Raw genomic sequence first — 22,203 nt, 5'->3', positions numbered from 1 at the left:
GGGCCGGCCGCAAGGCGGGCCGGCGCAGCTCCCGCCGCTCGAGCCGCTGAGGGCGCGGAGGGCGGCCGCCGGCACGAGCTCCCTCAGGCGAGGTCTCCGCGCGGCTCGGCGCTGGCGCCCGCGCCGCGTCCGCGCGCGAGCTCCGCGAGCTCCTCCTCCTCCGCTGCCTCCGCCGCGCCTCTCGCCGCCCGCTCGCAGAGCGCCACGAGCTCCTCCGCCCGGACGTCCGCGGTGTGCTCCGCGAGCGCGCGCTCGCGGGCCCGCCGCCCCATGCGCTCGAGCGCGACGCGCGGCAGCGCGACCGCGTGCATCGCCTCGTCCGCGTTGCGGGCGACGAGGATCTCCTCCCCGGGCGTGAAGAACGCCTCGAGCCCCTCGAACCCGTCGGAGAGCACCGGTACGCCGCACGCCGAGGCCTCGAACAGGCGCGGCGACGGGCAGTAGCCCAGCTCCGCCATCTCCGCGCGCGTCACGTTCACCGTGAGCGGAGAGGAGCAGAAGAACGCCGGGTGAAGCGACGGCTCGAGGTGGCGCACGTAGCGGATGTTCTCGCGCCACGGGAACGACGCGTCGTACATCGAGCCGGCGAGCACGAAGGTGCGGTTCGGCATGCGCGCGGCGGGCTCGAGGAAGAGCGACTCGAGCGCGCGCTGGCGGCTCGGAGCGAACGTGCCGAGGTACGAGAGATCGCCGCGGAACGCGGCGGCCGGGGGCGCGGGGCGGTGCACGGAGGGGTCGACGCTCGGGTAGAGCGGCGCGGCGCGCTTTGCGCCCAGCCGGTCGGTGAGGAGGCGGAGCGCCTTGCCGCCCGTGAAGGACAGCACGAGATCGAAGCCGGCGAGGCCGCGGGGCCCGAGCCACTCGACGGGCTCGCGCGCCGCGCGGCGCGCGAGGGTGACGCCCGTGTCGAGGTCGTAGAACGCCTTCACGCGGGCGGGCGAGCCCAGGACCATCTCGGTCGCGAGCAGCGCGTCCGGACAGTACGAGGTCACGAGCGCGACGTCCGCGCCGGCGAGCGCCGCCTCCACGCGCGCGCGCTCGTCCGCGAGCCGGGCGTACAGGCGGAGCGCGCCGCCGCCGGGGAGGACGTCGAGGTCGCGGTGCGTCGCGTACCAGGGCTGGTCCTTCTCGAAGAACTCGAGCCGGTGCCCCTTCCGGCCGAGCGCGGCGGCGAGGCCGCGCCACAGCGTCGCGTGGCCGTTTCCCCAGGTCGAGCTGACGGTCAGCCCGAAGACGACGATCCTCATTCCACGCCCCCGTGGACCCCGGAGCCGAAGGGACCCCTCACGGCCAAGGTAGGGCGTGTCCTGGCGGCGAGGCGACCCCGAGGATCGGGGCCTCCGGAACGAGCCGCGCAGAGGCCGCCACCCGGCCAGCTCACCTCACGTCACTCACCCGCCACGCGCCCATCGCGTGAGGAGGAACTCCTCCTCCTGCGGCCCGAGATCGTGGCGCGTGGACGCCTCCCCCACCAGCTTCACCCGGTCGAGCGTCGGATCCTCGCGGACCCGCTCGTCGAGCCAGCGCAGCGCCCGGCGCAGCGACTCACCGTGAGGCAGGATCCCGCTCGCGCCACCGCTCACGTCCGCCATCGCGCACCTCCGCCCGATCCGTAACCCGCTCGACCGGCCCGGTGCCGCGCTCGCCGGGGCCCCGAGCGCCCCGAGGCCCCGGCGAGGCGTGAGCCCGGCCGCTACTTCCGTGGCTCCCCGCCCTTCTGCGCGGACGACTCCGGCTGAGAGCGGCCCTCCTCCTCCCGGCGATCTGTGCTCGCCTGGCGGCGCGCGCCCTGCTCCTCGCCCGCCGTGCGACCGACCGCCTCGCGCTCCTTCCGCTGCCGCTCCTTCTCTTCGCGTCGCATCGTGTCCCTCCTTTGGTCTCCGAGGCCTCAACGCTGCGCAGCCGCCGCCGGTCGTGCCCGCCTGCCCGCGCGCCGGGGTTCCGCGGAGCGCCAGGACGCCGTAACGGTGTGGCATGCACACGCGTCCGATCCCGCGTACCGGCGAGCCGCTCCCCTGCATCGGTCTCGGCACGTGGAGGACGTTCGACGTCGGCGAGGCGGCGTCCGAGCGGGCGCCGCTCGCGGAGGTGCTCCGCGTGCTCCGGGAGGCCGGCGGCCGCCTCGTCGACTCCTCGCCGATGTACGGGCGCGCCGAGGCCGTGGTCGGCGATCTGGTCCGGGCGCACCCGGAGCCCCGCCCGTTCCTCGCGACCAAGATCTGGACGACCGGGCGGGAGGCGGGCATCGCGCAGCTCGAGGAGTCGGAGCGGCGGATGGCGGCGCCTGGCCGGCTCGACCTCGTGCAGGTCCACAACCTCCTCGACCTCGACGTGCAGCTCGCGACCCTTCGCGCATGGAAGGAGTCCGGGAGGATCCGCTACGTCGGCGCGACCCACCACGCGAGCGGCGCGTTCGACCGGCTGGCCGCGCTCGCCGAGGAGGGCGCCGTCGACTTCGTGCAGGTCCCCTACTCGGTGGCGGTGCGCGGCGCCGAGGCACGCCTCCTCGGCGCGGCGCGCGACGGAGGGGTCGCCGTGCTCGTCATGCGGCCCCTGGAGTCGGGCGACCTCGCCACCCGCTTGCGCGACGTGCCGGTGCCCTCCTGGGCGGGCGAGCTCGGCTGCGCTACCTGGCCGCAGCTCCTCCTCAAGTGGATCCTCGGGCACCCTTCGGTCACGTGCGTGATCCCCGCCACGGCGGATCCGCGCCACGCGGCGGAGAACGTGCGCGCCGGCGAGGGACCCCTTCCGGACGAGGCGCTGCGCCGGCGGATCCTCGCGGCGGCGCGCGCGGCCTAGCCACGGCGGGCTCGCTCAGGACGCGGCCGCGATCACCGCGGCGGCCCCGAGCGCCAGCGTCACCAGGCCGAGCCAGCGGGCGGCGAACCAGAACGCCGCCCGCGCGACCTCACGTCCCTCGTCCGCCGTCGCGCGCATCGTCGCCTCCCGAGGCGAATCTGCGGCGCGCGCGGCGACGACGGGAGTGGCGCGCATCGCGCTTCACGCCAGGCCGCCCGCCGGGGACCCCGGCGGGCGGCTCGCGGGTGCCGTGGCGGCGGCGTCTACACGTGATCGCGCGCCAGCGCGGGGGCGCCGAGCGGAGCCGGCGCCGGCTCGGGTACGGGCTTCGGCGCTGCGCCGTGCTCGATCCCGGCGCCCGGCGCGTACCCGAGGAGGCCCATCTCGGGGAGGTCGAGGCCGAGCGCCTCGTCCTCCGCGGCCGTGCGGTTCCCGACGAGCTTTCCGATCGCGACGAAGGCGATCGAGGCGACCGGCACGACCCACAGGATGTTGGCGGCGATGCCCACGAGCGAGGCGGCGAACTGGCCCGCGTCGCCGTAGAGGAGGCCGGTCACGCCGTACGGGATGCCGTTCAGGCCCTGCCCGTAGGTGCCGTTGGCGAAGAGCCCGACGGAGAGGATCCCCCACGCGCCGTTCACGCCGTGCACCGCGATGGCGCCGACCGGATCGTCCACCCGGAGCCTCGTCTCGACGAACATCGCGGCCACGACCACGAGCACCCCGGCGACGAGACCGATGAGCATCGCCGCCCAGGAGGACACGAACGCGCACGGCGCCGTGATCGCGACGAGGCCGGCGAGCATGCCGTTCGCGAGCCAGGTCGGATCCGGCTTGCCGAAGCGGCTCTTCACGTAGAGGTAGGCGCCGAACGCGCCCGTCGCGGAGGCGAGCATGGTGTTCGTCGCGACGATCGCGAGCCGGGTGTCGGTGCCCGCGAGCGTGGAGCCGGCGTTGAAGCCGAACCAGCCGAACGCCAGGATGAACGTGCCGACCATGACCTGCGGGATGTTGTGGGCCGGGATCGGGTTCACCCGGCCGTCCGCACCGTACTTGCCGGCGCGCGGGCCGAGGATCTTGGCGAGCGTGAGCGCCATGACGCCGCCGGTCATGTGCACCACCGAGGAGCCGGCGAAGTCCACGTGGCCGTGGCCGAGCCCGAGGTTCGTGCCGAGCTGCGACAGCCACCCTCCGCCCCACACCCAGTTCGCGTACAGCGGGTAGATCACCGTCGAGATGACGAAGCTGAAGATCACGAACGAGGTGAACTTCCAGCGCTCCGCGAGCGCGCCGGTCGGGATCGTGCAGGTGGTGTCCATGAACACCATCTGGAAGAAGAACATGGTCGCCACTGCGGGGGTGAAGAGGCGGAGCGGCAGCATGAAGCCGCTCGTCCCCGCGAGGTTCCAGACGTGGCCGAACAGGGTGAGCGACAGCGGCGCCGCCGAGAGGGACGCGTCGCCGCCGAAGGTGGCCATCGGCCCCACCGAGCCCATCTGCAGGCCGAAGCCGACGAAGTAGAAGCCGAGGATGCCCACCGCGTAGACGAAGAAGTTCATCCCCATCGTGTGCGCGACGTTCTTCGCCCGCGTGAGGCCCGTCTCGACGAGCGCGAAGCCGGCCTGCATGAACATCACCAGGAAGCCGGCGATCATCGTCCACATGATGTTCACTGCTGCCTGCGTGTCTGCGAGCGTCTTCGCGACGTCCGCGAGCTTCGGTTCCATGTCGTGCCCCTTGAAAGAGTCCGGCGCGAGATTCTGCAGCCGACATGCCGATCGCTCCGGGGCCCGCGGCGCGCCGCTCGAGCCCGTCGCGCGAGCAGACTGCTCGCCGGCGTTGCCCGGAGGGACGGCAGATCGCCACGCGCCGAGCTCTCGCGGCGCGACGCGCCGCCCGCGAGGTAGGCGAGGGCGTGCCCGGCGTGCGAGCACGTTCCCCCGATCCGTCGCCCGCCGCGGTGCATGCGACCCGGCGAGCCCGCACGGCGGCGGGGTCCAGCCGCCCTCAGATCAATCGAAGGAGGTCGCGCCGGATCGTGGCGCGCGCAGCGTCGTCGGGCGCGGCCGGGAGGGCGCGCTCCAGCGCCTCGGCGGCCTTGCGCCGGAAGCCGGTCTCCTCGTACAGCGCGGCGAGAGTCCGCAGCGCGGCGAGGTGCCCCGGGCGGAGCTCGACCGCTCGCTCGAGCTCCGTCATCGCGCGGAAGTGCTCGCCGCGCGCGCGGAGGGCGCGCCCGAGGAGGTGGTGCGCCTCGGCGAAGAATGGGGCGTCGCGCACCGCCTCGTCGAGGGCGGTGATCGCCTCCGCGGCGTGCCCGGCGCTGAGGAGCTCGCGCCCGCGCGCGAGCTGCGGCGAGGCGGCGGGCGTGGCCGCGGGGGCGCGCGCCGCGCCCGCGTCGAGCGCGGCCTCGACGCGCCGGAGCAGGTCGTCGATCCGGAACGGCTTCTCGACGTAGTCCTCGGCCCCGTACGCCTCCCGCGCGTCCTCCGCGAAGCGCCAGCCGCGGTAGACCGCCGTCATCATGACCACGGGGACGTTGCGGGTGTGCGCCCCGGCCTTGAGTCTCCGGCACGCCTCGAAGCCGTGCACCCGGGGCAGCATGGCGTCGAGCAGGACGAGGTCCGGCACGAGCCGCTCGGCCTTCTCCAGCGCCTCGGCACCGTCCGCGGCGGTCTCCACCGCGTAGCCCTTCGCGGCCAGCGTCCGCTCGACGAGGTGCCGGATCTCCGGCTCGTCGTCGACCACGAGCACGAGACGGCGCGCGTCCGCGCGCACCGGTCGCGGACGCGCCACATCGATCTCGACCTCGACGGGGACGTCGCTCGCGAGCGGGTCGGCGCTCCCGGGCGGGAGATCGTCCAGGAGCTCCGCCTCGACGAGATCGCCGCCCGGCACGACCGCCGCGAGGAACGGCCCGCCCGGGCCCGCGTCCGCGCCGCACCAGAGCACCTCGCCCCGCTCCTGGCAGTCGTACGCCTCCCGGACCGCGCGCGCGAGCGCCGCGCGGACGGCGACGTAGGGCGACACCTCGCGTCCGGTCACGAACCGGACCTCGGACAGGATTCGCTCGTCGAGCGGCTGCGCCATCGCGAGGTGCAGGCGGCCACCGTCGAGCGAGATCGGCAGGATGAGATCGCCCTCGGCGACGCTCCGCGGCACGACGTCCAGCACCGAGAGCGCGATCGCCGTGCGGGACAGGTCGACGCCGGGCACCCCGTGCTTCTCGGAGAGGACGGAGGCGAGCGCGCCCTCGGGGACCCCGGTGGCGAGCAGCCGAGAGCAGATCGGCTCACGGCGCGCGCGCCCCTCCCGCTGCGCCTCGAAGAGTCGATCGCGCGTGGCGAGCCCTCGCGCGATCAGGATGTCCCCCGTCCTCGACAATGCCCCTCCCGCAGATCCGGCGAGAGAGATCTTACGCCGAGTCCGTGGCGGCGCCGTCCCACGAATGCGGCGTCACCTCCGCGAGGGGCGGACGGGGTAGGCGGCGTGGTTACCCGACGGTATCCGCGTAGGTCATCACGAGGTACATCACGGACTCGCCGTCCGACCGGCTCCGGTAGACGTGCGGCACGTCGGCCTCGAAGACGATCGCGTCCCCGGCGACGAGGCTCTCCTTGCGTCCGGCGACCTCGATCTCCACCTCGCCCTTCGCGACGACGAGGTTCTCGGTGGTGCCCGGGTTGTGCGCATCGGCGCGCTCGACACCGCCCGGGGAGAGTCGCAGCTCGTAGAACTCGACCCGACGCGGCTCGTCGAACGGGAAGAGCGCCCGCGAGCTGAACGAGCCGTCGTGGCTGCGCAGGAGCTTCGCCTGCTCGCCCCGGAGCACGTGCGGGCCGGCGCTGCCGCGGGCCGTGATGAGGGCCGAGAACGGCACGCCGAGCGCCGAGGAGATCTTCCAGAGGACGTTGATCGTCGGGGCGCTCTGGCCGAGCTCGATCTGGCCGAGCATCGCGCGCGAGACGCCCGAGAGCTGCGAGAGCCGCTCGAGCGAGAGGCCGCGCTGGTTCCTCAGCCGGCGCAGGTTCGCGCCCACGACCGGGGTCAGGTCCCGCTGCGACGCGCTGTGCTCGTCCGGCGGGGCGGGCTCGGGTGCCGGGCGCGCCTCGGGCGGAGGGCTGGCCGGCCGCTTGCCACGCTTCGTGCTCTCTCGCGCGCTCTTCATGCGGCGTCCCTTTTCCGTTACAACGGACGCGTTGTCAACGCACGCCTCCCCCGCGCCCACGGCCGCTCCGCGCGGCGCACCCGCGGGCGGCCCCGACGGGCCGTGGCGGATCACCCTCGTCACGAACCCGGACGACTGCAATCTCGCCTGCGCGATGTGCGAGTGCGGCGCCGCGCGCGCGCCGGGCCGGGCGCGCGACGCGCCCCGGCGCATGGATCCCGGGCTGGCGCGGCGCGTCCTCGAGGAGCGGCGCGGCTCGCCGCTCGCGGAGGTCATCCCCTCGACGATGGGCGAACCGCTCCTCTGGGCCGGGCTCGACGGGCTCGTGGACCTCTGCGCGGCCGATGGGCTCGCCCTGAACCTCACGACGAACGGGTCCTTCCCCGGGCGCGGCGCCGCCGCCTGGGCGGCGCGGCTCGTGCCCGTCGCCTCGGACGTGAAGCTCTCGTGGAACGGCGCTGTGGCAGCCACCGCCGAGGCGGTGATGGGCGGCCTCTCCTTCGAGGCGGCGATGGAGAACGTGCGGGCGCTCGTCGCCGCGCGCGACGCGCACTCGCGGGCGGGCGGGCGTCGCTGCGGGGTGTCGTTCCAGGTGACCGCCCAGGAGGCCAACGTCGGCGAGCTCGCCGGGATCGTGTGGCTCGCCGCCTCGCTGGGCGTCGACCGGGTGAAGCTGAACCACCTCCAGCCGCGGCTGCCCGGCCTCGAGGCCGGCTCGCTCCGCCGCTCCCCGGCGGCGATCGCCCGCTGGAACGCGGCCGTGCGCGCCGCCCGCGAGGCGGCCGAGGCGGCGCGCCTGCCGAGCGGCGCGCGCGTCATCCTCCAGAACGCGGTCGAGCTCGCCCCCGATCCGGACGCCCCGGCGCCGCGTGGGCCGTGCCCGTTCATCGGACGCGAGGCCTGGATCCACCCCGACGGAACGTTCGCCCCCTGCCCGCACCCGGCCGCCGCGCGGGGCGGGCTCGGCGCGCTCGGCTCCGTGGCGGAGGCGCCGCTCGGCGCGATCTGGGCCGGCGAGCGGTTCCGCGCGCTCGTCGACGCGTACGAGGATCACCCGCTGTGCCGCGCCTGCCCGCTGCGGCGGCCGGGCGGCGCGTAGGGGGCTGCCGGCGCCGGCGCCTCGACTCGATCCCCGTGACTGGGTGGCTGGGAGACGACGATGAAGTCGGCGTGCGACGGGGAGCGGTTGTGGACCTGATGCGCGACGCCGGGAGGTACTTCGACCCCCTGCTGCGGCCCGAGCCGCACGACGTCACCCGCGAGCTCGATCTCCAGCGTCCCATCGAGCAGGAAGAAGAACTGTCGAGCCGAAGCGTGAATGTGGCGGACCTCGCTGCTCCCGGGCGGCATCCGCTCCTGGATGATGCTCAACGTCGGAGCCACGACGAGGTGCCAGCCGTCGCATCCTGCTCCCCAGGTGTAGTGTGGCGCGTTGTTCCTGTCGATCGTCGTCATTGCCTCACCTCGGCGTGCCTGGGCGATCGCCCGTCGTCGCCGTCGACGTCGCGTCAGCCTGCCCCACGGACAGAGCCTCTCCCCCCGCCCGAGGGCGGGGGGAGAGGAAGGTTCGAGCGGAGCCGTCAGCGCCCGGCCGAGCCGGCCGGCTGGCTACTGTAGCCCGTACGCGACGACGACCTTGCCGTGCTCGGCCACCGGCGGCTCGGCGACGCACGGCCGCAGCGTCTCCAGGAACTCACGGTAGGCCGGCAGCGACGGCAGCGGGTTCTCGGCACCGTCCTGAAGCTGCAGGAACGTCACGAACGTCGCGCCATCGGCGAGCAGCGACGAGGCGACGCGGACGTTGCGGGGGGCCGCGGCGCGGATCGCCGCGAAGAGCTTCTCGGCAGCGCGATTGACGTCCGAGACCTTCTCCGGCTTCACCTTGGTACGTGTGATCAGCACTTCCATTGGGACCGCCTCACCGACAGGCACCCGGCGCACCGAAGAGCGGTGCCGCCCGTCCTGCCGTTCGGATCCAGAACGTCCGTGAAGCCTGGACCGCAACACGCGTCGCGAGAGGTCGCGAGGTCCTTCGCAGGTGATCCCGTAGCCGGGGGCTCGCGTGGGGCGCGCCGAGGTCGTCGGTTGCGTTTCCAGGTCCTCGGGCGTCCTGTCGACGCACACCCATGATCGCAGATAAGTCCGCACCCGCCCGCGTCGAGCACGCGTTCCGGAGAAATGAACGCCGCCTCTGGGGCATCGCCTACCGCCTGACCGGCTCCGCAGCAGACGCGGATGACATCGTGCAGGAAGCGTTCGCCCGCCTCGCCGAGCGCCCACCGAAGCTCGGCGCGCCGCTCGACGCCTGGCTCGTCCGCGTGGCCGTCAACCTCGGCCTCGACGCGCTCCGGCGGCGGCGGCGCCGCAGCTACCCGGGGACCTGGCTTCCCTCTCCGGTGGTGCTCGACGAGGACGCGCCCGTCGAGTCCGCCGGGGCGCGCTATGACCGGCTCGAGAGCGCGTCCAGCGCCTTCCTGCTCGCGATGGAGGCGCTGCCGCCGAGACGCCGAGCCGTCCTGATCTTGTGCGACGCGTTCGACTACTCGGCTCAGGAGGCTGCGGACGTCCTGGGGATGACCGCTGCCAACGTCCGGATGACGCTCACGCGCGCCCGCCGCGCGATGGCGGCCTACGACGGCGCCCGCGCCTTGCGCTCGGGTTCGTCCCGCGCCGCAGTCCGCAGATCGCTGGAGGCCTTCTTCGCCTGCCTGCGGGAAGGCGACGGGGCGGCGCTGGAGGCGCTTCTCGCACGAGACGTCCGCGCCATGGGCGACGGCGGTGGCGAGTTTGCCACCTTGCCCGTGCCGATCGTCGGCCGTCGCCGGGTGAAGCAGTTCTTCGTGTCGCTCGGGCGCAGGCTGAGCGCTTCGGGGCCCTTCGACCTCGACATCCGGCTGCTGAACGGAATGCCCGCGGCCGTCCTGCGCGTCGCCGGTGCGCACCCGCCGTACGCGTCGCGCATCGTCGTCCAGTGCGAGCTCGACGCCGAGGGGCTCATCGCCGAGATCCGTTCGGTCCTGGCGAGCCGCAAGCTCACGGAGCTCGGGGCCGCACGCAGACGGTGAGCTAGCTCGCGTCCGCCGCCGCGAGCACCTCCTCGACGACCGCGCCGACGTCCGCGTCCGAGGTACGGTGGTTCACGAAGCACGCCCGGAGCGCGAAGGCGCCGTCGAGCGACGCGTTCGACAGGTAGACGAGCCCGCGGCGGTTCACCTCGGCGAGCACCGCGGCGTTCCGCCGGTCCGCGTCCTCGCCACGCACGCGGAAGCAGACCGCCGAGAGCTCGACCGGGGCGAGCAGCTCCAGCCGCGGCTCCCGCCGGACGAGCTCCGCGAGGCGCTGCGCGTGCGCGAGGTCGCGCGCGATCGCCGCGCGGAACGCCGCGGCGCCGTGGAACTGCAACGACGTCCACAGGCGGAGCGCGCGGAAGCGCCGCGAGAGCTCGATCGACTCGTCGAAGAACGCGAACCCCTCGACGGGATCCTCCGTCGAGGTTTGCACGTACGCGCCCGAGTGCGAGAACGCGCGGCGCGCCGCGGCGCGATCCCGGTAGAGCAGGCACCCGCAGTCGACCGACTGGTACAGCCACTTGTGCGCGTCGAGCGAGAGCGAGTCGGCGAGCGCCAGCCCCTCGAGCTTCTCCGGCCGGGCGAGCGCCGCGAGCGCGCCGTACGCCCCGTCCACGTGCAGCCACGCCCCGTGCCGCCTCGCGACGCCGGCGATCTCGGCGAGCGGGTCGATCGCGCCGGTGGCGACCGTCCCCGCCGTCGCGACCACCGCGATCGGGACGCGCCCGGCCTCGACGTCGCGCGCGAGCTCGCGCTCGAGCGCGTCGGCGCGCATCCGGAACGCCGCGTCGACCGGGACGAGCCGGAGGTTCTCGCGCCCGAGGCCGAGGAGCGCGACGGCCTTCGCGATGGACATGTGCACCTCGCGCGACGCGTACACGACCCCGCCCGCGGCGCCCCGCTCGTTCGCGGGGGCGCGGGCCTCGCGGGCCATCGCGAGCCCCATCAAGTTCGCGGAGGAGCCGCCGCCCGTGAGGCTCCCCGAGAACCCCGCGCAGCCGAGCGCGCCCGCGAGCCACGCGACGAGGCTCCGCTCGATCGTCACCCCCGCGGGGGCAGAGCGCCAGGCGGTGACGTTCTGGTTCAGCACGCTCGCGAGCAGGTCCGCGGCGGCCCCGGCCGGCTCGCCGGACCCGAGCACGTACCCGAGGAACCTGCCGTTCTGCGCGCGCGAGCCGGCGGAGATCTCGCGCAGGCCGTCCACCACGCGCAGGCCGACCCCGGCCTCCGGGATCGGGCGCGCGAGCCGCGCCTCGAGCTCCGCGCCCGAGACGCGCGGCGTGATCGGCCGCTCGTCCAGCGTCTCGAGGTGCTCCTCGGCGAGCCGTTCGACGGACGCGTACAGCAGGCGCAGCGCTTCGATCGGGAGGTCCAGGGACATGGACCGTCCATAGCGCGTGGCGCACGGGAGGACCAGGGGGCGGGGCACCCGAGCGCGCGCGAGATCCCCGGGCGGTTCTCCTCTACGCTTGGAGCGAGTGCCGACGGAGCCGCTCCCCACCGCCATCCTGCTCGCCGCCGTGGGCGTCCTCCTGGCGGTGAGCGTGCTCGCCTCGCGCGCCTCGGGCCGGCTCGGGCTTCCGGTCGCGCTCCTGTTCCTGCTGGTCGGGATGCTCGCGGGCTCCGAGGGGCTCGGGCACATCCCCTTCGAGGACTACGCGCTCACGTTCCGGATCGGCACGGTCGCGCTCGCCCTCATCCTGTTCGACGGCGGCCTCAACACCGACCTCGCGAGCCTGCGGCGCGTCCTCGCCCCGGCCACGGTGCTCGCGACCCTCGGCGTCGCCGGGACCGCGGTGGTGATGGCGCTCGGCGCGCGTGCGATCGGGCTCGGCTGGCCGGAGTCGCTCCTCGTGGGGGCGATCGTCTCCTCCACGGACGCGGCGGCGGTGTTCTCCGTCCTGCGCGGCGCCGGGATCAGCATCCGCCAGCGGCTGGCGCACCTCCTCGAGGTCGAGTCGGGCGTCAACGATCCGATGGCGGTGATCCTGACCCTCGCCATGACCGCCGCCCTGGTCGCCGGCGAGCAGCCCGGCCCGGGGCTCGCGCTCGACGTCGTCCTGCAGCTCGCGATCGGCCTCGCCGGGGGGATCGCGATCGGCTACGCCGGCCGCTGGCTGCTCGCGCGCGCACGGCTCTCGGCGAGCGGGCTCTACCCGGTGCTCACGATCGCGCTCGCGTGCATCGCGTTCGGCGCGCCGACGCTCGTCCACGGGAGCGGCTTCGTCGCGGTGTACGCGGCGGCGGTGGTGCTCGGGAACGGCCCCTTGCCGTACGCGACCGGGCTCCGGCGCGTGCACGACGCGATCGCGTGGTTCAGCCAGGTCGCGATGTTCCTCCTGCTCGGCCTGCTCGCGTTCCCGTCGCGCCTCGCCGGCGTCGCCGGCCCGGGGCTCTTCCTCGGCCTCTTCCTCGCCTTCGTCGCGCGCCCGCTCGTGGTCACCCTGCTCCTCCTGCCGTTCCGGCTTCCGCCGCGCGAGATCGCGTTCGTCTCCTGGGTCGGGCTGCGCGGCGCCGTCCCCATCATGCTCGCGACGTTCCCGGTGCTCGCCGGGCTCCCCGTGGCGCGTCACGTCTTCGATCTCGTGTTCTTCGTGGTCGTGGTGAGCGCGGTCGTGCAGGGCACCTCGATCGGATGGGTCGCGCGCCGGCTCGGCCTCGAGGTCCAGGCCACGCCGACCCCGCGCGCGATGCTGGAGATCCACTCGACGCAGCGGCTCGCCGGCGAGGTGATCTCGTTCTACGTCGAGGGGGCGAGCGCCGTGGTGGGCTCCCGCATCTCGGAGCTCACGATCCCGGAGGGCTCGGCCGTGATGCTCGTCGTCCGGGGTCGCGACCTCATCGCCGCGCGCGGGCGCACCGTGCTCCAGCCCGGCGACCACGTCTACGTGTTCACGACGCCGGAGGACAAGCCGTTCGTCCAGCTCCTGTTCGGCCGCCAGGAGGAGGACTGAGGGCGCCGGCCGCGCTCAGGTCTTCGACGCGCGGATCCGGTCCTCGAGCTCGTTCCGCGGCGGGGGCTGGCCGGGTGCGCCCGGGAAGTGCTCGGCGAGCCTGGCGCCGCAGAGCGCGATCGCGTCCACGAAGCCCTTCCCCGGATCCCCCGCCCGCATCCCGTCGACGAGGGCCGCGATCGCCCGGTCCCAGTCGGCGCCCATCTTCTCGTGGATGCCGCGGTCGCCGAGGACGACGGCCTCGTGCTCGAACAGCGACGCGAACACGAGGACGCCCGTGCCCTCGGCGGTCCGGTGCAGCCCGTGCTCGTGGAATGCGCGCGTCGCGCGGGCGCGCACCGCCTCGTCCATGGAGCGCGCGCCGACGAGGCGGCGCTCGATGGGATCCCAGCTCGCGAGCAGCGCGCCCACGATCCCCGCCGCGAGCTGGACGAGCGGGAGCTCCGCGAGCGTGAGCGGGAGGTGGAGTCCGACCGCCGCCGCCGTGACGAGCGCGGCGAGGAGCAGCGCGCCCCGGTAGCGGGCCTCCGGGTACGGGTCGCTCTTCTCGACGACGACCGGGACGATCTGACCGCGCGAGAGCGACTCGGCGCGGCGGACCGCCTCCGCGATGCGCGCGCGGACGTCCTCTCCGAAGTACCGCTCGATCGCCACCGCGCCTCCTACCAGCGCCCCGAGGCGCCGCCGCCCGAGAACCCGCCGCCGCCGCCCGACCAGCCACCGCCACCGCCGCCGCCGAAGCCACCTCCCCCGCCCCAGCCGCCGCCCCCGATCCACGGGCCGCCGCCCCACCAGAGGTGGCGGCGCCGCCGCGGGCCGAAGCCCGAGAGGCTCCGGACGAGGAACACGACGATGAACAGGACGATGAACGCGAGCGAGGAGAACCGCGCCTTCGGCGCCGCGCGGCGCACCGGCTCGACGCCCGACGGCAGCGCGCCGAGCGCGCCCAGGATCTGGACCCCGGCGTCGTACAGCCCCTCTCCGAACCGCCGCTCGCGGAACGCGGGCACGATCGTGCCGCGGATGATCCGGGACGACTGCACGTCGGTGAGCCCGCCCTCGAGCCCGCCGCCGACCTCGATGCGCACGGCGCGGTCCTCGACCGCGACCGTGACGAGCACGCCGTTGTCCTTGCCGCGGGTCCCGACCTTCCAGGCCTCCGCGACGCGCATCGAGTAGTCCTCGATCGGGTCGCCGTCGAGGGAGCGGATGACGAGGTACTGGAGCTGCACCCCCGTCCCGCCCTCCCGCGCCCGCGCGGCGCGCGCGAGCCCCTCGAGGCGGCGCACGTCGTCGCGGCCGAGGAGGCCGGCGGCGTCCACCACCGGCCCCGTGAGCGGAGGGATGGGCGCCTCGGCCCGTGCACGGGCGGGGGCGGAGGCGCTGACCGCGAGGAGCGCGGCGACGGCGAGGGCGCGCACGCTGCCCCGCTAGAACTTCACCGACGGCGCCTTCTCGGCGCCCGCCGTCGTGGCGGTGAACTGCGCCTTGGGCTGCTTCTTGTACATGAGCGAGTTCGTCCAGCTCGTCGGCGGGACGGTGACGAGGTTGTTGAACTGCTGCACCTGCTCGATGTAGCGGCGGCGGGCGATCCCGATCCGGTTCTCGGTCCCCTCGAGCTGGGCCTGGAGATCGCGGAAGTTCTCGTTCGCCTTCAGGTTCGGGTAGTTCTCGGCGACCGCGAGGAGCCGCCCGAGCGCGCCCTGCAGCGCCCCTTGAGCCTGCTCGAACCGCTTCATGTTCTCGGGCGTGAGCTGGTCGGCGCTGAGCTTCACCTGGGTGGCCTGCGCGCGCGCGTTCATGACCGCCTCGAGCGTCTCGCGCTCGTGCGTCGCGTACCCCTTCACGGTCTCGACGAGGTTCGGGACGAGGTCGGCGCGCCGCTGGTACTGGTTCTCCACCTCGGCCCAGGCGGCCGCGACGCCGTTCTCGGCTTGGGGGATCGACTGGAAGCCGCAGCCCGCGGTGAGGGCGAGCGCGGCCGTGGCGGCGACGAGGCGAGGCGTCTTCATGCCCGGGAAGCTAGCGCGCCCCCGCCGCCGCGCAAAGGAAGTTCGCGCCCGCGGCCCCCCCGGAACGGGGCGTTCACCGGCGGTCGACCGCGACCACCGTCGGCGACGACGGGCACCAGGAGGGAAGCTCGAGGACGTAGTACGAGAGCGCGAGCTCGATGTCGCTCGGGCACACGTCGCACCCGGCCACCGTCGGCCCCGCGAACGAGGCGGTCGCAGCGTCCACGTGCCACGTCCACTGGTCGTCGCAGTCGGACCCTGCGAGGAGGTCGAACACCGGGATCCCCTCGACCGGCGCCCCCTGCCGGAGCGCGTCGGCGCGGGTGACGAACGCGTCGTTGGTGATCCAGAGCTTCACGGTCTCGCCGCACTTCTCGAGCGTCACGAAGGCGCCCCCGCTGCGGCCGGCGCACGCGCCCTCCGCGCTCGCCCCGCATGCACCACCGCCGCAGGACACGCCGGCGCCGCACGCGTGCCCGCAGGTGCCACAGTTGCGCGGGTCGGAGCGGGTGTCGACGCAGGTCCCGCCGCACACCTCGAGCGGGATCGGGCATGGTCCCGACCCGGCGCAGGCGGCGGCGCCGGCGAGGAGGACGACGGCGGGGAGGAGGCGGCCCATGCGCGCCGCAGGGTATGCGACCCTCTCACTGAAAGGCAAACTGGCGCTCCCCTCGGTCGTCCGTCAGCGCTCACCCTCCGTCCGGTCTTCCCGCGGCGGGGTCCCTCGTCTACGCTCGCGCCGTGACGCTCCCCTCAGGCTGGTCGCGCATCTACCAGATCGTGCGCCGCATCCCGCGCGGCCGCGTGGCGACCTACGGCGAGGTCGCGCTCGCGGCGGGCAAGCCGCACGGCGCCCGGCAGGTGGGGTACGCGCTCGCCGCGCTCCGCGGCGCGCGCCACGACGTGCCCTGGCAGCGCGTCCTCGGGGCACGCCCGCGCGGGCACGCGGCCATCTCCATCCTCGATCCGATGGGCGCGGCGGTGCAGCGCGAGCTGCTCGAGGCGGAGGGGGTCCGCTTCGACGAGCGCGGCCGCGTCGAGCTCGCGCGCCACGGCTGGAAGAAGCGGGGGCGCGCTCCGGCGCGGGCCAAGGCCGCGCCCGGCGGCGGGCGCCGGCGCGGAGCGTCCCCCCGCCGGCCGCGAACCCGCTCCCGCCGCGCGGCGGCCGGCGCACCGGGCGGGCGCTACCCGTGGCGGACCGGCGCGACCTTCCAGATCTCCTCGGCGTAGTCCCGGATCGTCCGGTCGGACGAGAACTTGCCCGTGCGGGCGACGTTCAGGATCGCCATCCGCGTCCAGCGCTCCGGGTCGCGGTACGCCCGCTCGACCTCCTCCTGGCAGGCGCAGTACGCCGCGAAGTCGGCGAGCACGAGGTAGGGGTCGCCGCCGTTGAGGAGCGAGTCCACCACCGGGCGGAACAGCGCCGGCTCGCCGGGCGAGAAGACGCCCGACGCGAGCGCGTCGAGGACGCCCTTCAGCCGCCGGTCGCCGCGGTAGACCTCCCACGGATCGTAGCCGCGCGCCCGGAGCGCCTGCACCTGCTCGACGGTGAGCCCGAAGAGGAAGAAGTTCTCCGCGCCGACCTCCTCGCGGATCTCCACGTTCGCGCCGTCGAGCGTGCCGATGGTGAGCGCGCCGTTCAGGGCGAACTTCATGTTCCCGGTGCCGGACGCCTCCTTGCCGGCGGTGGAGATCTGCTCGGAGACCTCCGCGGCCGGGAAGATCCGCTCGGCGAGCGAGACCCGGTAGTTCTTGAGGAACCCGACGGTGAGCCGGCCCTGCACGTCGACGTCGTGGTTCACCACGTCCGCGACGGAGTTCACGAGCTTGATGACCCACTTCGCCATCGCGTAGCCCGGCGCCGCCTTCCCGCCGAACAGGTAGGTGCGCGGGAACGGCTGGTACGAGCGGTCCTCCTTGATGCGCAGGTACTCCGCGGCGACCCGGAGGACGTTCAGCAGCTGCCGCTTGTACTCGTGGATGCGCTTCACCTGGACGTCGAAGATCGAGTCGAGGTCGAGCGTGAGCCCGTTCTCGGCGCGGACGATCTCGGCGAGGCGCGCCTTGTTTTCGCGCTTGATGCGCCGGAACAGCCGGCGGAAGCCCGCGTCGTCTGCGAGGGGCTCGAGGGCGCGGAGCTTCTCGGCGTCGGTGATCCAGCCCGGGCCGATCGCATCGGAGATCGCCGACGCGAGCTCGGGGTTCGACTGGAGGAGCCAGCGGCGCGGGGTGACGCCGTTCGTCTTGTTGTTGAACCGGTCCGGCCAGAGCGCGTGGAAGTCCTTGAAGAGCTCGCGCTTCAGGAGCTCGGTGTGCAGCGCGGCCACGCCGTTCACGGAGCGCGATCCGACGACGGCGAGGTTCGCCATCCGCACCTGCTTCACCGGCCCCTCCTCGATGATGCTCATCCGCGCGAGCGCGCCCTCGTCGGCGCCGTTCGCGGCGCGGACGCCCTCGAGGAAGCGCCGGTTGATCTCGTAGACGATCTCGAGGTGGCGCGGCAGGACGCGGCCGAAGAGGTCGACCGACCAGCGCTCGAGCGCCTCCGGCATGAGGGTGTGGTTCGTGTAGCCGAACGTCGCCCGGCAGATCTCCCACGCGTCGTCCCAGTCGATCGCGCGCTCGTCCACGAGGACGCGCATGAGCTCCGCGATGGCGACGGCCGGGTGGGTGTCGTTGAGCTGGATCGCGACCTTGTCCGGGAAGCGCGAGAAGTCCTCGTGCGTCCGGAGGTAGCGCAGCACGATGTCGTGGATGGAGCAGCACACGAAGAAGTACTGCTGCTGGAGCCTGAGCTCCTTGCCCATCACCGTGAGATCGTTCGGGTAGAGGACCTTCGAGATGTTCTCGGAGAACCCCTTGTCCTCGACGGCGGCGAGGTAGTCGCCCGCGTTGAAGTCGGCGAGGTCGAGCTCCTGCGAGGCCCGCGCGCGCCAGAGCCGGAGGGTGTTCACGGTGTCGTTGCGGAACCCCGCCACCGGCACGTCGTACGGCATGCCGAGCACGTGGCGCGCGTCCACCCAGCGCACCCGGAGCCGGCCGCGCTCGTCCACGCCGTGCTCGGTCCGGCCGTAGAACGCGACCGGGACGACGCTCTCCGGGCGCGGGACCTCCCAGGCGTTCCCGAAGCGCAGCCACTCCTCGGGCCGCTCCACCTGGTAGCCGTTGCGGATCTCCTGGTCGAAGATCCCGAACTCGTAGCGGATCCCGTAGCCGGTGGCCGGGTACCCGAGCGTCGCGAGCGAGTCGAGGAAGCAGGCGGCGAGCCTCCCGAGGCCGCCGTTGCCGAGCCCGGCGTCGGGCTCCTGCGCGAGGAGGTCGGCGAGATCGAGCCCGAGGTCCTTCAGGGCGGCGCGCATCGGGTCGTAGAGCCCGACGTTGAGGAGGTTGTTCTCGAGCGCCCTGCCCATCAGGAACTCGAGCGAGAGGTAGTAGACCCGCTTCGCGTCCTCCCGGTAGTACGCCTGCTGGGTCTGGATCCAGCGCCGCATCATGCGATCGCGCACCGAGTACGCGACCGCGAAGTAGCGGTCGAGCGCGGTGGCGCTGTGCTCGTCGGCGCCCTGCGAGTACTGCAGGTGGTCGGCGAAGGCGCGCTTCAGCGCCTCCACGTCCGTCGCGGTGCGCGCGTTCGGGACGTCGCGGGCGCGCTCGAGCGCTCGGGCCTCCGCGGGTGCGGTGCTTCCTCTCCTCGGCGGAACCATCCGGTCTCCTTGAGCCCGTCACGGCGGAGCGCAGCGACTCGAGCCTCCCCGCCCCGGCGGTGTGGCCCGCGATCGCGCGCCCGCGGGACCTCCCGCGGCCGTCGACGCCGCGCATGATACTCGCGCGGGTCGTCCCGCGCCTCGCGACCTCGCGGCCCCGCCCCGCGTGCGGGGCTCGCGCGCCCGCCCTCCCGGCGTCCGGGCGAGCGGGCGCGCTGTGCGCTACGCCTTGCGGGCCAGCGCCGAGGCGAGCTCGGCGTAGAGGTGGATCGCGCTCCGGATCGCCTTCTGGAAGTCGCCGAGGTGGAGGCTCTCGTTCTCCGAGTGGGCGTTCGAGGCGGGATCCTCGACGCCGATGAGGAGCGCGGGCACGCCGCCGAGCGCGTCGGCGAACGGCTGGACGAAGCCGATCGATCCCCCGCAGCCGATCGCCAGCGCCTGCCGGCCGAAACCCTTCTCGAGCGCGCGGAACGCCGCGTCGAAGGCGGGGTGGCGCACGTCCGTGATCCAGGGCGCGCCGGCGCTCTCGACCTTCACGTGCACCTCGACGCCCCACGGCGCCGCCGCCTGGAGGTGCTGGATGAGCGCGTCGCGCACCTCGACCGGATCCATGTCGGGCACGAGCCGGACCCCGACGCGCGCCCAGGCGACGTCGTTGATGATGTTGCGCGCGTCCTTCCGCGACGAGGCCTGGATCGCGTTCACGGCGAGCGACGGCTCCCACCAGTTCACCTCGAGCGGGTGGTTCCCGCCGAGGAGCTGCACCCCGGGGCGGAGCCGCGCCTGCTTCCGGAACTCCTCGACGGTGACCGGGAGCTGCTCGATCGCGCGCCGCTGCTCGCGCGTCATCGGCCGGACCTTGTCGTAGATCCCGCGGATGGCGATTCGGCCGTCGCGGTCGACGAGCCCGGCGAGCATCTTCGCGAGCGCCATCGCCGGGTCGGGCACCGGGCCGCCCCACATGCCCGAGTGCAGGCTCTGGTCGAGCGCGCGCACCTCGACCTCGGCGATGACGAGCCCGCGGAGCGCGATCGTCACCGAGGGCAGCCCGACGTCCACGTTGCCCGTGTCGGTGAGCACCATCGCGTCGGCGTCGAGCTTCGAGCGGTAGCGGCCGATGAAGGCGGCGAGGTGATCGGAGCCGATCTCCTCCTCGCCCTCGACCACGATCTTGACGTTGAGCGGCATCTTCCGGGCGCCGCGCACCCAGGCGTCCACCGCGGCGGCGTGGACGAGGATGCCCGCCTTGTCGTCCGCGGCGCCCCGGCCGAACAGCCGGCCGTCGCGCTCGGAGGGCTCGAACGGCGGCGACTTCCAGAGCTCCGCCTCGCCGGGCGGCTGCACGTCGTGGTGCGCGTAGAGGAGGAGCGTCGGCGCGGCGGGGTCCTCGATCCGCTCGCCGAAGACGTAGGGGTGTGCCCCCTCCACCTTCAGCACCTCGACCTTCTCGAAGCCGCGCCGCCTGAGGAGCTCGGCGACCGCGTCCGCGCTCCGCGCGACCTCGACCTCCGGGAAGCCCGCGAACGAGACGCTCGGGATGCGGACGAGCCGCTTCAGCTCGTCGAGGTAGATGGCTGCGTTCTTCTCGTAATGGGCGAGCGCCAGGTCGACCGGGCTCTCCGTCATGAAGGTCTCCTCGTTGGGATGCGGCGGCCTGCCAGCGGGCGGCCGGCCCGAGATATAAACCCGCGCATGCCCAAAGCCCCCCGTCCCCTTCGGGACGGCTCACTCGCCGCGGCGCTCGGCGTGACCCGGATCGCGCGCCTCACCGGGCTCGATCGCACCGGCGTGGAGGTGGCGAGCGCGGTGCGGCCCGGAGCGCACGTGCTCCAGGTCACGAACGGAAAGGGCGAGACGTTCGAGCCCGCCGCCCGCGGCGCGCTCCTCGAGGCTGCGGAGCTGTGGGCAGCGGAGCGCGCCCAGGTGGACGCGTGGGGGTGCGCCTCCGACCTCGCCGCAGCCCACGGCGAGGACGCCGTGGTGCGCCCGGAGGCGCTCGCGCCGGAGCGGGCGGAGCCGGGATGGGCGGGGCTCCGCCTCGCCTGGCGCGCCGGCCAGGAGCTCCTCGGCGGCGCGCCCGCGCTCGTCCCCGCCTGCGCCGTCCACTGCCCGCCCGCCGGCGGACCGCTCCTCGGTGCCGCGGTGGTCCCGTGGACGTCGAACGGGATGGGAGCGCACGAGGACCGCGCGGCCGCGCTGCTCCACGCGTTGCTAGAGGCGATCGAGCGCGATCTCCTCGCGCGGGCGCTGCCGGAGGGCTTCACGGAGGAGGCGGTCGCGGCGCGGCCCCCCCCCCCCCGCTCGCGCCCGCGCGCGGCGCCGCGAGCCGCGGAGCTCGCCGCGCGCCTCGAGGCGCGCGGGTTCGGGGTCCACCTCCTCGACGCCTCCGCGCCGGCGTCGGCCCCGGCGCGTGGCGCTGCCGGCGCCGTCCCCGCCCTTCCCTGCGCCGCCGCGCTGATCGCGGACCACGAGCACGGCGCCGTGCCGCTCTCCGCCGGCTACGCCTGCCGGCTCGATCGCGACGACGCGCTCCTCGCGGCGCTCCTCGAGGCGGCGCAGTCGCGCGCGACCGAGATCCACGGCGCTCGCGAGGACGTCGCGGTGGGCGACCGGCGCGCGGCGACCGGGCTCGCGGCGCTCCTCGGGGGCACGCGGGCGCGGCGCGAGGCGGGGCGCATGCAGGGCGTCCGCGACGCGGGCGACGCCGCGGAGGCCGTACGCGCGGTGCTCGCCCTGCTCCGGCGCGCCCGGATCGCGCGGGTCGTCGCCGTCGAGCTCGACGCTCCACCCGGCGTTCACGTCGTGAAGGTCGTCGTCCCCGGCCTCGCGCTCTCGGAGCTCCTCTGATGATGACCCGCGCGCGCGCGGACGACCTCGTCGTCTTCCTCGGCCCCTCGCTCCCCGCCGCCGAGGCTCGACGCCTCGCGCCGTGCCGGGTGCTCCCGCCCGCGCGCGCGGGCGACGTCCTCGCCGTCCTCCCCGCCCGGCCGCTCGCGATCGCGCTCGTCGACGGCCTCTTCGACACGACGCCTTCGGTCTGGCACCACGAGCTCCTCGCCGCGCTCGACGCGGGCGTCGCCGTGTTCGGCGGCGCGAGCATGGGCGCGCTGCGCGCCGCCGAGCTCGAGCGCCACGGCGTGGTGGGGGTCGGGGCGATCTTCCGCGCCTACCGCGACGGGATCCTCGACGACGACGGCGAGGTGGCGCTCCTCCACGGCGACGAAGAGCACGCGTTCCGGCCGCTCACCGTGCCGCTCGTCGCGGTGCGCGCCGCCGCGGACGCGGCCCGCGCCGGGCGGCTCGTCTCGCCGCGCGAGGCGCGCGCGCTCGTCGCTGCGGCGGCGGAGCTCCACTACACCGTGCGGACCTGGCCGCGCGTGCTCGCTCAGGCGAAGCTCACGGAGCCCGCGCGCGAGCGGCTCCGCGCGTTCCTCCCCCGCGCCCCGGACCCCAAGGCCGACGACGCGCGCGCCTGCGTCGAGGCGGCGGCGGCGTTCGTCC

The 22,203-nt window shown here is 74.4% G+C and carries 23 protein-coding genes; 7 read left to right on the top strand and 16 right to left on the bottom strand.

Annotated elements, in window-relative coordinates:
* Nucleotides 1–83 precede the first annotated feature (83 nt).
* The 3 genes from MNY62_RS22085 to MNY62_RS22075 form a co-directional block, all read right to left on the bottom strand.
* Nucleotides 84–1,247 (bottom strand): CgeB family protein, encoded by a 1,164-nt coding sequence (locus tag MNY62_RS22085; protein WP_242346505.1) that lies wholly within the window; start codon nucleotides 1,245–1,247, stop codon nucleotides 84–86.
* Between the two features lie 144 nt (nucleotides 1,248–1,391).
* Entirely contained in the window at nucleotides 1,392–1,592 is a 201-nt protein-coding gene (locus tag MNY62_RS22080) for a hypothetical protein (RefSeq protein WP_242346504.1), read from the bottom strand.
* A gap of 101 nt (nucleotides 1,593–1,693) precedes the next feature.
* Complete coding sequence (locus MNY62_RS22075) at nucleotides 1,694–1,861, bottom strand: hypothetical protein (protein WP_242346503.1); 168 nt, start codon at nucleotides 1,859–1,861, stop codon at nucleotides 1,694–1,696.
* Between the two features lie 113 nt (nucleotides 1,862–1,974).
* Here MNY62_RS22075 and MNY62_RS22070 point away from each other — a divergent pair, with 113 nt between their 5' ends.
* Nucleotides 1,975–2,799, top strand: coding sequence for an aldo/keto reductase (locus MNY62_RS22070; protein ID WP_242346502.1), 825 nt, complete (start codon nucleotides 1,975–1,977; stop codon nucleotides 2,797–2,799).
* A gap of 15 nt (nucleotides 2,800–2,814) precedes the next feature.
* On the opposite strand, the gene MNY62_RS25595 is transcribed toward MNY62_RS22070, so the two are convergent.
* The 4 genes from MNY62_RS25595 to MNY62_RS22055 form a co-directional block, all read right to left on the bottom strand.
* Entirely contained in the window at nucleotides 2,815–2,937 is a 123-nt protein-coding gene (locus MNY62_RS25595) for a hypothetical protein (RefSeq protein WP_279426757.1), read from the bottom strand.
* Between the two features lie 125 nt (nucleotides 2,938–3,062).
* Nucleotides 3,063–4,526, bottom strand: coding sequence for an ammonium transporter (locus MNY62_RS22065; RefSeq protein ID WP_242346501.1), 1,464 nt, complete (start codon nucleotides 4,524–4,526; stop codon nucleotides 3,063–3,065).
* Nucleotides 4,527–4,806: 280 nt separating this feature from the next.
* Nucleotides 4,807–6,180: a response regulator gene (locus MNY62_RS22060; RefSeq protein ID WP_242346500.1), complete on the bottom strand. Its 1,374-nt coding sequence runs from the start codon at nucleotides 6,178–6,180 to the stop codon at nucleotides 4,807–4,809.
* A 109-nt stretch (nucleotides 6,181–6,289) separates the two neighbouring features.
* Nucleotides 6,290–6,964, bottom strand: coding sequence for a helix-turn-helix domain-containing protein (locus MNY62_RS22055; RefSeq protein ID WP_242346499.1), 675 nt, complete (start codon nucleotides 6,962–6,964; stop codon nucleotides 6,290–6,292).
* Between the two features lie 31 nt (nucleotides 6,965–6,995).
* Here MNY62_RS22055 and MNY62_RS22050 point away from each other — a divergent pair, with 31 nt between their 5' ends.
* The gene (locus tag MNY62_RS22050) at nucleotides 6,996–8,063 is read left to right on the top strand and encodes a radical SAM/SPASM domain-containing protein (protein WP_242346498.1); all 1,068 of its coding nucleotides are present in this window, start codon (nucleotides 6,996–6,998) and stop codon (nucleotides 8,061–8,063) included.
* Here MNY62_RS22050 and MNY62_RS22045 read toward each other — a convergent pair.
* Both MNY62_RS22045 and MNY62_RS22040 read right to left on the bottom strand, forming a co-directional pair.
* Entirely contained in the window at nucleotides 8,015–8,419 is a 405-nt protein-coding gene (locus MNY62_RS22045; RefSeq protein WP_242346497.1) for a cupin domain-containing protein, read from the bottom strand. The genes MNY62_RS22050 and MNY62_RS22045 overlap by 49 nt on opposite strands.
* Before the next feature lie 153 nt (nucleotides 8,420–8,572).
* Nucleotides 8,573–8,872: a hypothetical protein gene (locus tag MNY62_RS22040; protein WP_242346496.1), complete on the bottom strand. Its 300-nt coding sequence runs from the start codon at nucleotides 8,870–8,872 to the stop codon at nucleotides 8,573–8,575.
* Nucleotides 8,873–9,090: 218 nt separating this feature from the next.
* Between MNY62_RS22040 and MNY62_RS22035 the strand changes: the two genes are divergently transcribed.
* Nucleotides 9,091–10,029, top strand: coding sequence for a sigma-70 family RNA polymerase sigma factor (locus MNY62_RS22035; protein ID WP_242346495.1), 939 nt, complete (start codon nucleotides 9,091–9,093; stop codon nucleotides 10,027–10,029).
* 1 nt (nucleotide 10,030) lies between these two features.
* Here MNY62_RS22035 and MNY62_RS22030 read toward each other — a convergent pair whose 3' ends face one another.
* Nucleotides 10,031–11,413: a pyridoxal phosphate-dependent decarboxylase family protein gene (locus MNY62_RS22030; RefSeq protein WP_242346494.1), complete on the bottom strand. Its 1,383-nt coding sequence runs from the start codon at nucleotides 11,411–11,413 to the stop codon at nucleotides 10,031–10,033.
* Nucleotides 11,414–11,510: 97 nt separating this feature from the next.
* Between MNY62_RS22030 and MNY62_RS22025 the strand changes: the two genes are divergently transcribed.
* Nucleotides 11,511–12,986, top strand: a complete 1,476-nt coding sequence (locus MNY62_RS22025; RefSeq protein ID WP_242346493.1) for a potassium/proton antiporter — start codon at nucleotides 11,511–11,513, stop codon at nucleotides 12,984–12,986.
* 15 nt (nucleotides 12,987–13,001) lie between these two features.
* Here the strand turns inward: MNY62_RS22025 and MNY62_RS22020 are convergent, their stop codons facing one another.
* The 4 genes from MNY62_RS22020 to MNY62_RS22005 form a co-directional block, all read right to left on the bottom strand.
* Nucleotides 13,002–13,640, bottom strand: a complete 639-nt coding sequence (locus MNY62_RS22020; RefSeq protein ID WP_242346492.1) for a TPM domain-containing protein — start codon at nucleotides 13,638–13,640, stop codon at nucleotides 13,002–13,004.
* Nucleotides 13,641–13,648: 8 nt separating this feature from the next.
* Entirely contained in the window at nucleotides 13,649–14,407 is a 759-nt protein-coding gene (locus MNY62_RS22015; RefSeq protein ID WP_242346491.1) for a TPM domain-containing protein, read from the bottom strand.
* Nucleotides 14,408–14,416: 9 nt separating this feature from the next.
* Nucleotides 14,417–14,998: a LemA family protein gene (locus MNY62_RS22010; protein WP_242346490.1), complete on the bottom strand. Its 582-nt coding sequence runs from the start codon at nucleotides 14,996–14,998 to the stop codon at nucleotides 14,417–14,419.
* Between the two features lie 73 nt (nucleotides 14,999–15,071).
* Nucleotides 15,072–15,617: a BP74-related protein gene (locus MNY62_RS22005; RefSeq protein ID WP_242346489.1), complete on the bottom strand. Its 546-nt coding sequence runs from the start codon at nucleotides 15,615–15,617 to the stop codon at nucleotides 15,072–15,074.
* A gap of 122 nt (nucleotides 15,618–15,739) precedes the next feature.
* Between MNY62_RS22005 and MNY62_RS22000 the strand changes: the two genes are divergently transcribed.
* Complete coding sequence (locus MNY62_RS22000; RefSeq protein WP_242346488.1) at nucleotides 15,740–16,228, top strand: MGMT family protein; 489 nt, start codon at nucleotides 15,740–15,742, stop codon at nucleotides 16,226–16,228.
* Here the strand turns inward: MNY62_RS22000 and MNY62_RS21995 are convergent.
* Nucleotides 16,183–18,702, bottom strand: a complete 2,520-nt coding sequence (locus MNY62_RS21995) for a glycogen/starch/alpha-glucan phosphorylase (protein ID WP_242346487.1) — start codon at nucleotides 18,700–18,702, stop codon at nucleotides 16,183–16,185. The genes MNY62_RS22000 and MNY62_RS21995 overlap by 46 nt on opposite strands.
* Before the next feature lie 222 nt (nucleotides 18,703–18,924).
* A complete protein-coding gene (locus MNY62_RS21990; RefSeq protein WP_242346486.1) occupies nucleotides 18,925–20,328 on the bottom strand; it encodes a M20/M25/M40 family metallo-hydrolase in 1,404 nt (467 codons plus the stop codon).
* 66 nt (nucleotides 20,329–20,394) lie between these two features.
* Here MNY62_RS21990 and MNY62_RS21985 point away from each other — a divergent pair, with 66 nt between their 5' ends.
* Together MNY62_RS21985 and MNY62_RS21980 are read left to right on the top strand one after the other, a co-directional pair.
* Nucleotides 20,395–21,549 carry a YcaO-like family protein gene (locus tag MNY62_RS21985; protein ID WP_242346485.1) on the top strand — a complete coding sequence of 385 codons (1,155 nt, stop codon included), beginning with the start codon at nucleotides 20,395–20,397 and terminating at the stop codon, nucleotides 21,547–21,549.
* Nucleotides 21,550–21,551: 2 nt separating this feature from the next.
* A partial coding sequence (locus tag MNY62_RS21980) for a TfuA-like protein (protein WP_242346484.1) occupies nucleotides 21,552–22,203 on the top strand: 652 nt, incomplete at its 3' end.

Origin of the sequence: Anaeromyxobacter terrae, assembly GCF_022690685.1 — a bacterium.
Lineage (GTDB): Bacteria > Myxococcota > Myxococcia > Myxococcales > Anaeromyxobacteraceae > Anaeromyxobacter > Anaeromyxobacter terrae.
This window is presented reverse-complemented; position numbering and strand designations above follow the sequence as displayed.

Excerpts from the sequence above, each read along its gene's own strand:
- MNY62_RS22045 (WP_242346497.1), bottom strand. The coding sequence starts at position 8,419 with ATGACGACGATCGACAGGAACAACGCGCCACACTACACCTGGGGAGCA.
- MNY62_RS22005 (WP_242346489.1), bottom strand. The coding sequence starts at position 15,617 with ATGGGCCGCCTCCTCCCCGCCGTCGTCCTCCTCGCCGGCGCCGCCGCC.
- MNY62_RS22040 (WP_242346496.1), bottom strand. The coding sequence starts at position 8,872 with ATGGAAGTGCTGATCACACGTACCAAGGTGAAGCCGGAGAAGGTCTCG.
- MNY62_RS21995 (WP_242346487.1), bottom strand. The coding sequence starts at position 18,702 with ATGGTTCCGCCGAGGAGAGGAAGCACCGCACCCGCGGAGGCCCGAGCG.
- MNY62_RS22070 (WP_242346502.1), top strand. The coding sequence starts at position 1,975 with ATGCACACGCGTCCGATCCCGCGTACCGGCGAGCCGCTCCCCTGCATC.
- MNY62_RS22010 (WP_242346490.1), bottom strand. The coding sequence starts at position 14,998 with ATGAAGACGCCTCGCCTCGTCGCCGCCACGGCCGCGCTCGCCCTCACC.
- MNY62_RS25595 (WP_279426757.1), bottom strand. The coding sequence starts at position 2,937 with ATGCGCGCGACGGCGGACGAGGGACGTGAGGTCGCGCGGGCGGCGTTC.
- MNY62_RS21990 (WP_242346486.1), bottom strand. The coding sequence starts at position 20,328 with ATGACGGAGAGCCCGGTCGACCTGGCGCTCGCCCATTACGAGAAGAAC.
- MNY62_RS22065 (WP_242346501.1), bottom strand. The coding sequence starts at position 4,526 with ATGGAACCGAAGCTCGCGGACGTCGCGAAGACGCTCGCAGACACGCAG.
- MNY62_RS21985 (WP_242346485.1), top strand. The coding sequence starts at position 20,395 with ATGCCCAAAGCCCCCCGTCCCCTTCGGGACGGCTCACTCGCCGCGGCG.
- MNY62_RS22055 (WP_242346499.1), bottom strand. The coding sequence starts at position 6,964 with ATGAAGAGCGCGCGAGAGAGCACGAAGCGTGGCAAGCGGCCGGCCAGC.
- MNY62_RS22075 (WP_242346503.1), bottom strand. The coding sequence starts at position 1,861 with ATGCGACGCGAAGAGAAGGAGCGGCAGCGGAAGGAGCGCGAGGCGGTC.
- MNY62_RS22030 (WP_242346494.1), bottom strand. The coding sequence starts at position 11,413 with ATGTCCCTGGACCTCCCGATCGAAGCGCTGCGCCTGCTGTACGCGTCC.
- MNY62_RS22085 (WP_242346505.1), bottom strand. The coding sequence starts at position 1,247 with ATGAGGATCGTCGTCTTCGGGCTGACCGTCAGCTCGACCTGGGGAAAC.
- MNY62_RS22035 (WP_242346495.1), top strand. The coding sequence starts at position 9,091 with ATGATCGCAGATAAGTCCGCACCCGCCCGCGTCGAGCACGCGTTCCGG.
- MNY62_RS22080 (WP_242346504.1), bottom strand. The coding sequence starts at position 1,592 with ATGGCGGACGTGAGCGGTGGCGCGAGCGGGATCCTGCCTCACGGTGAG.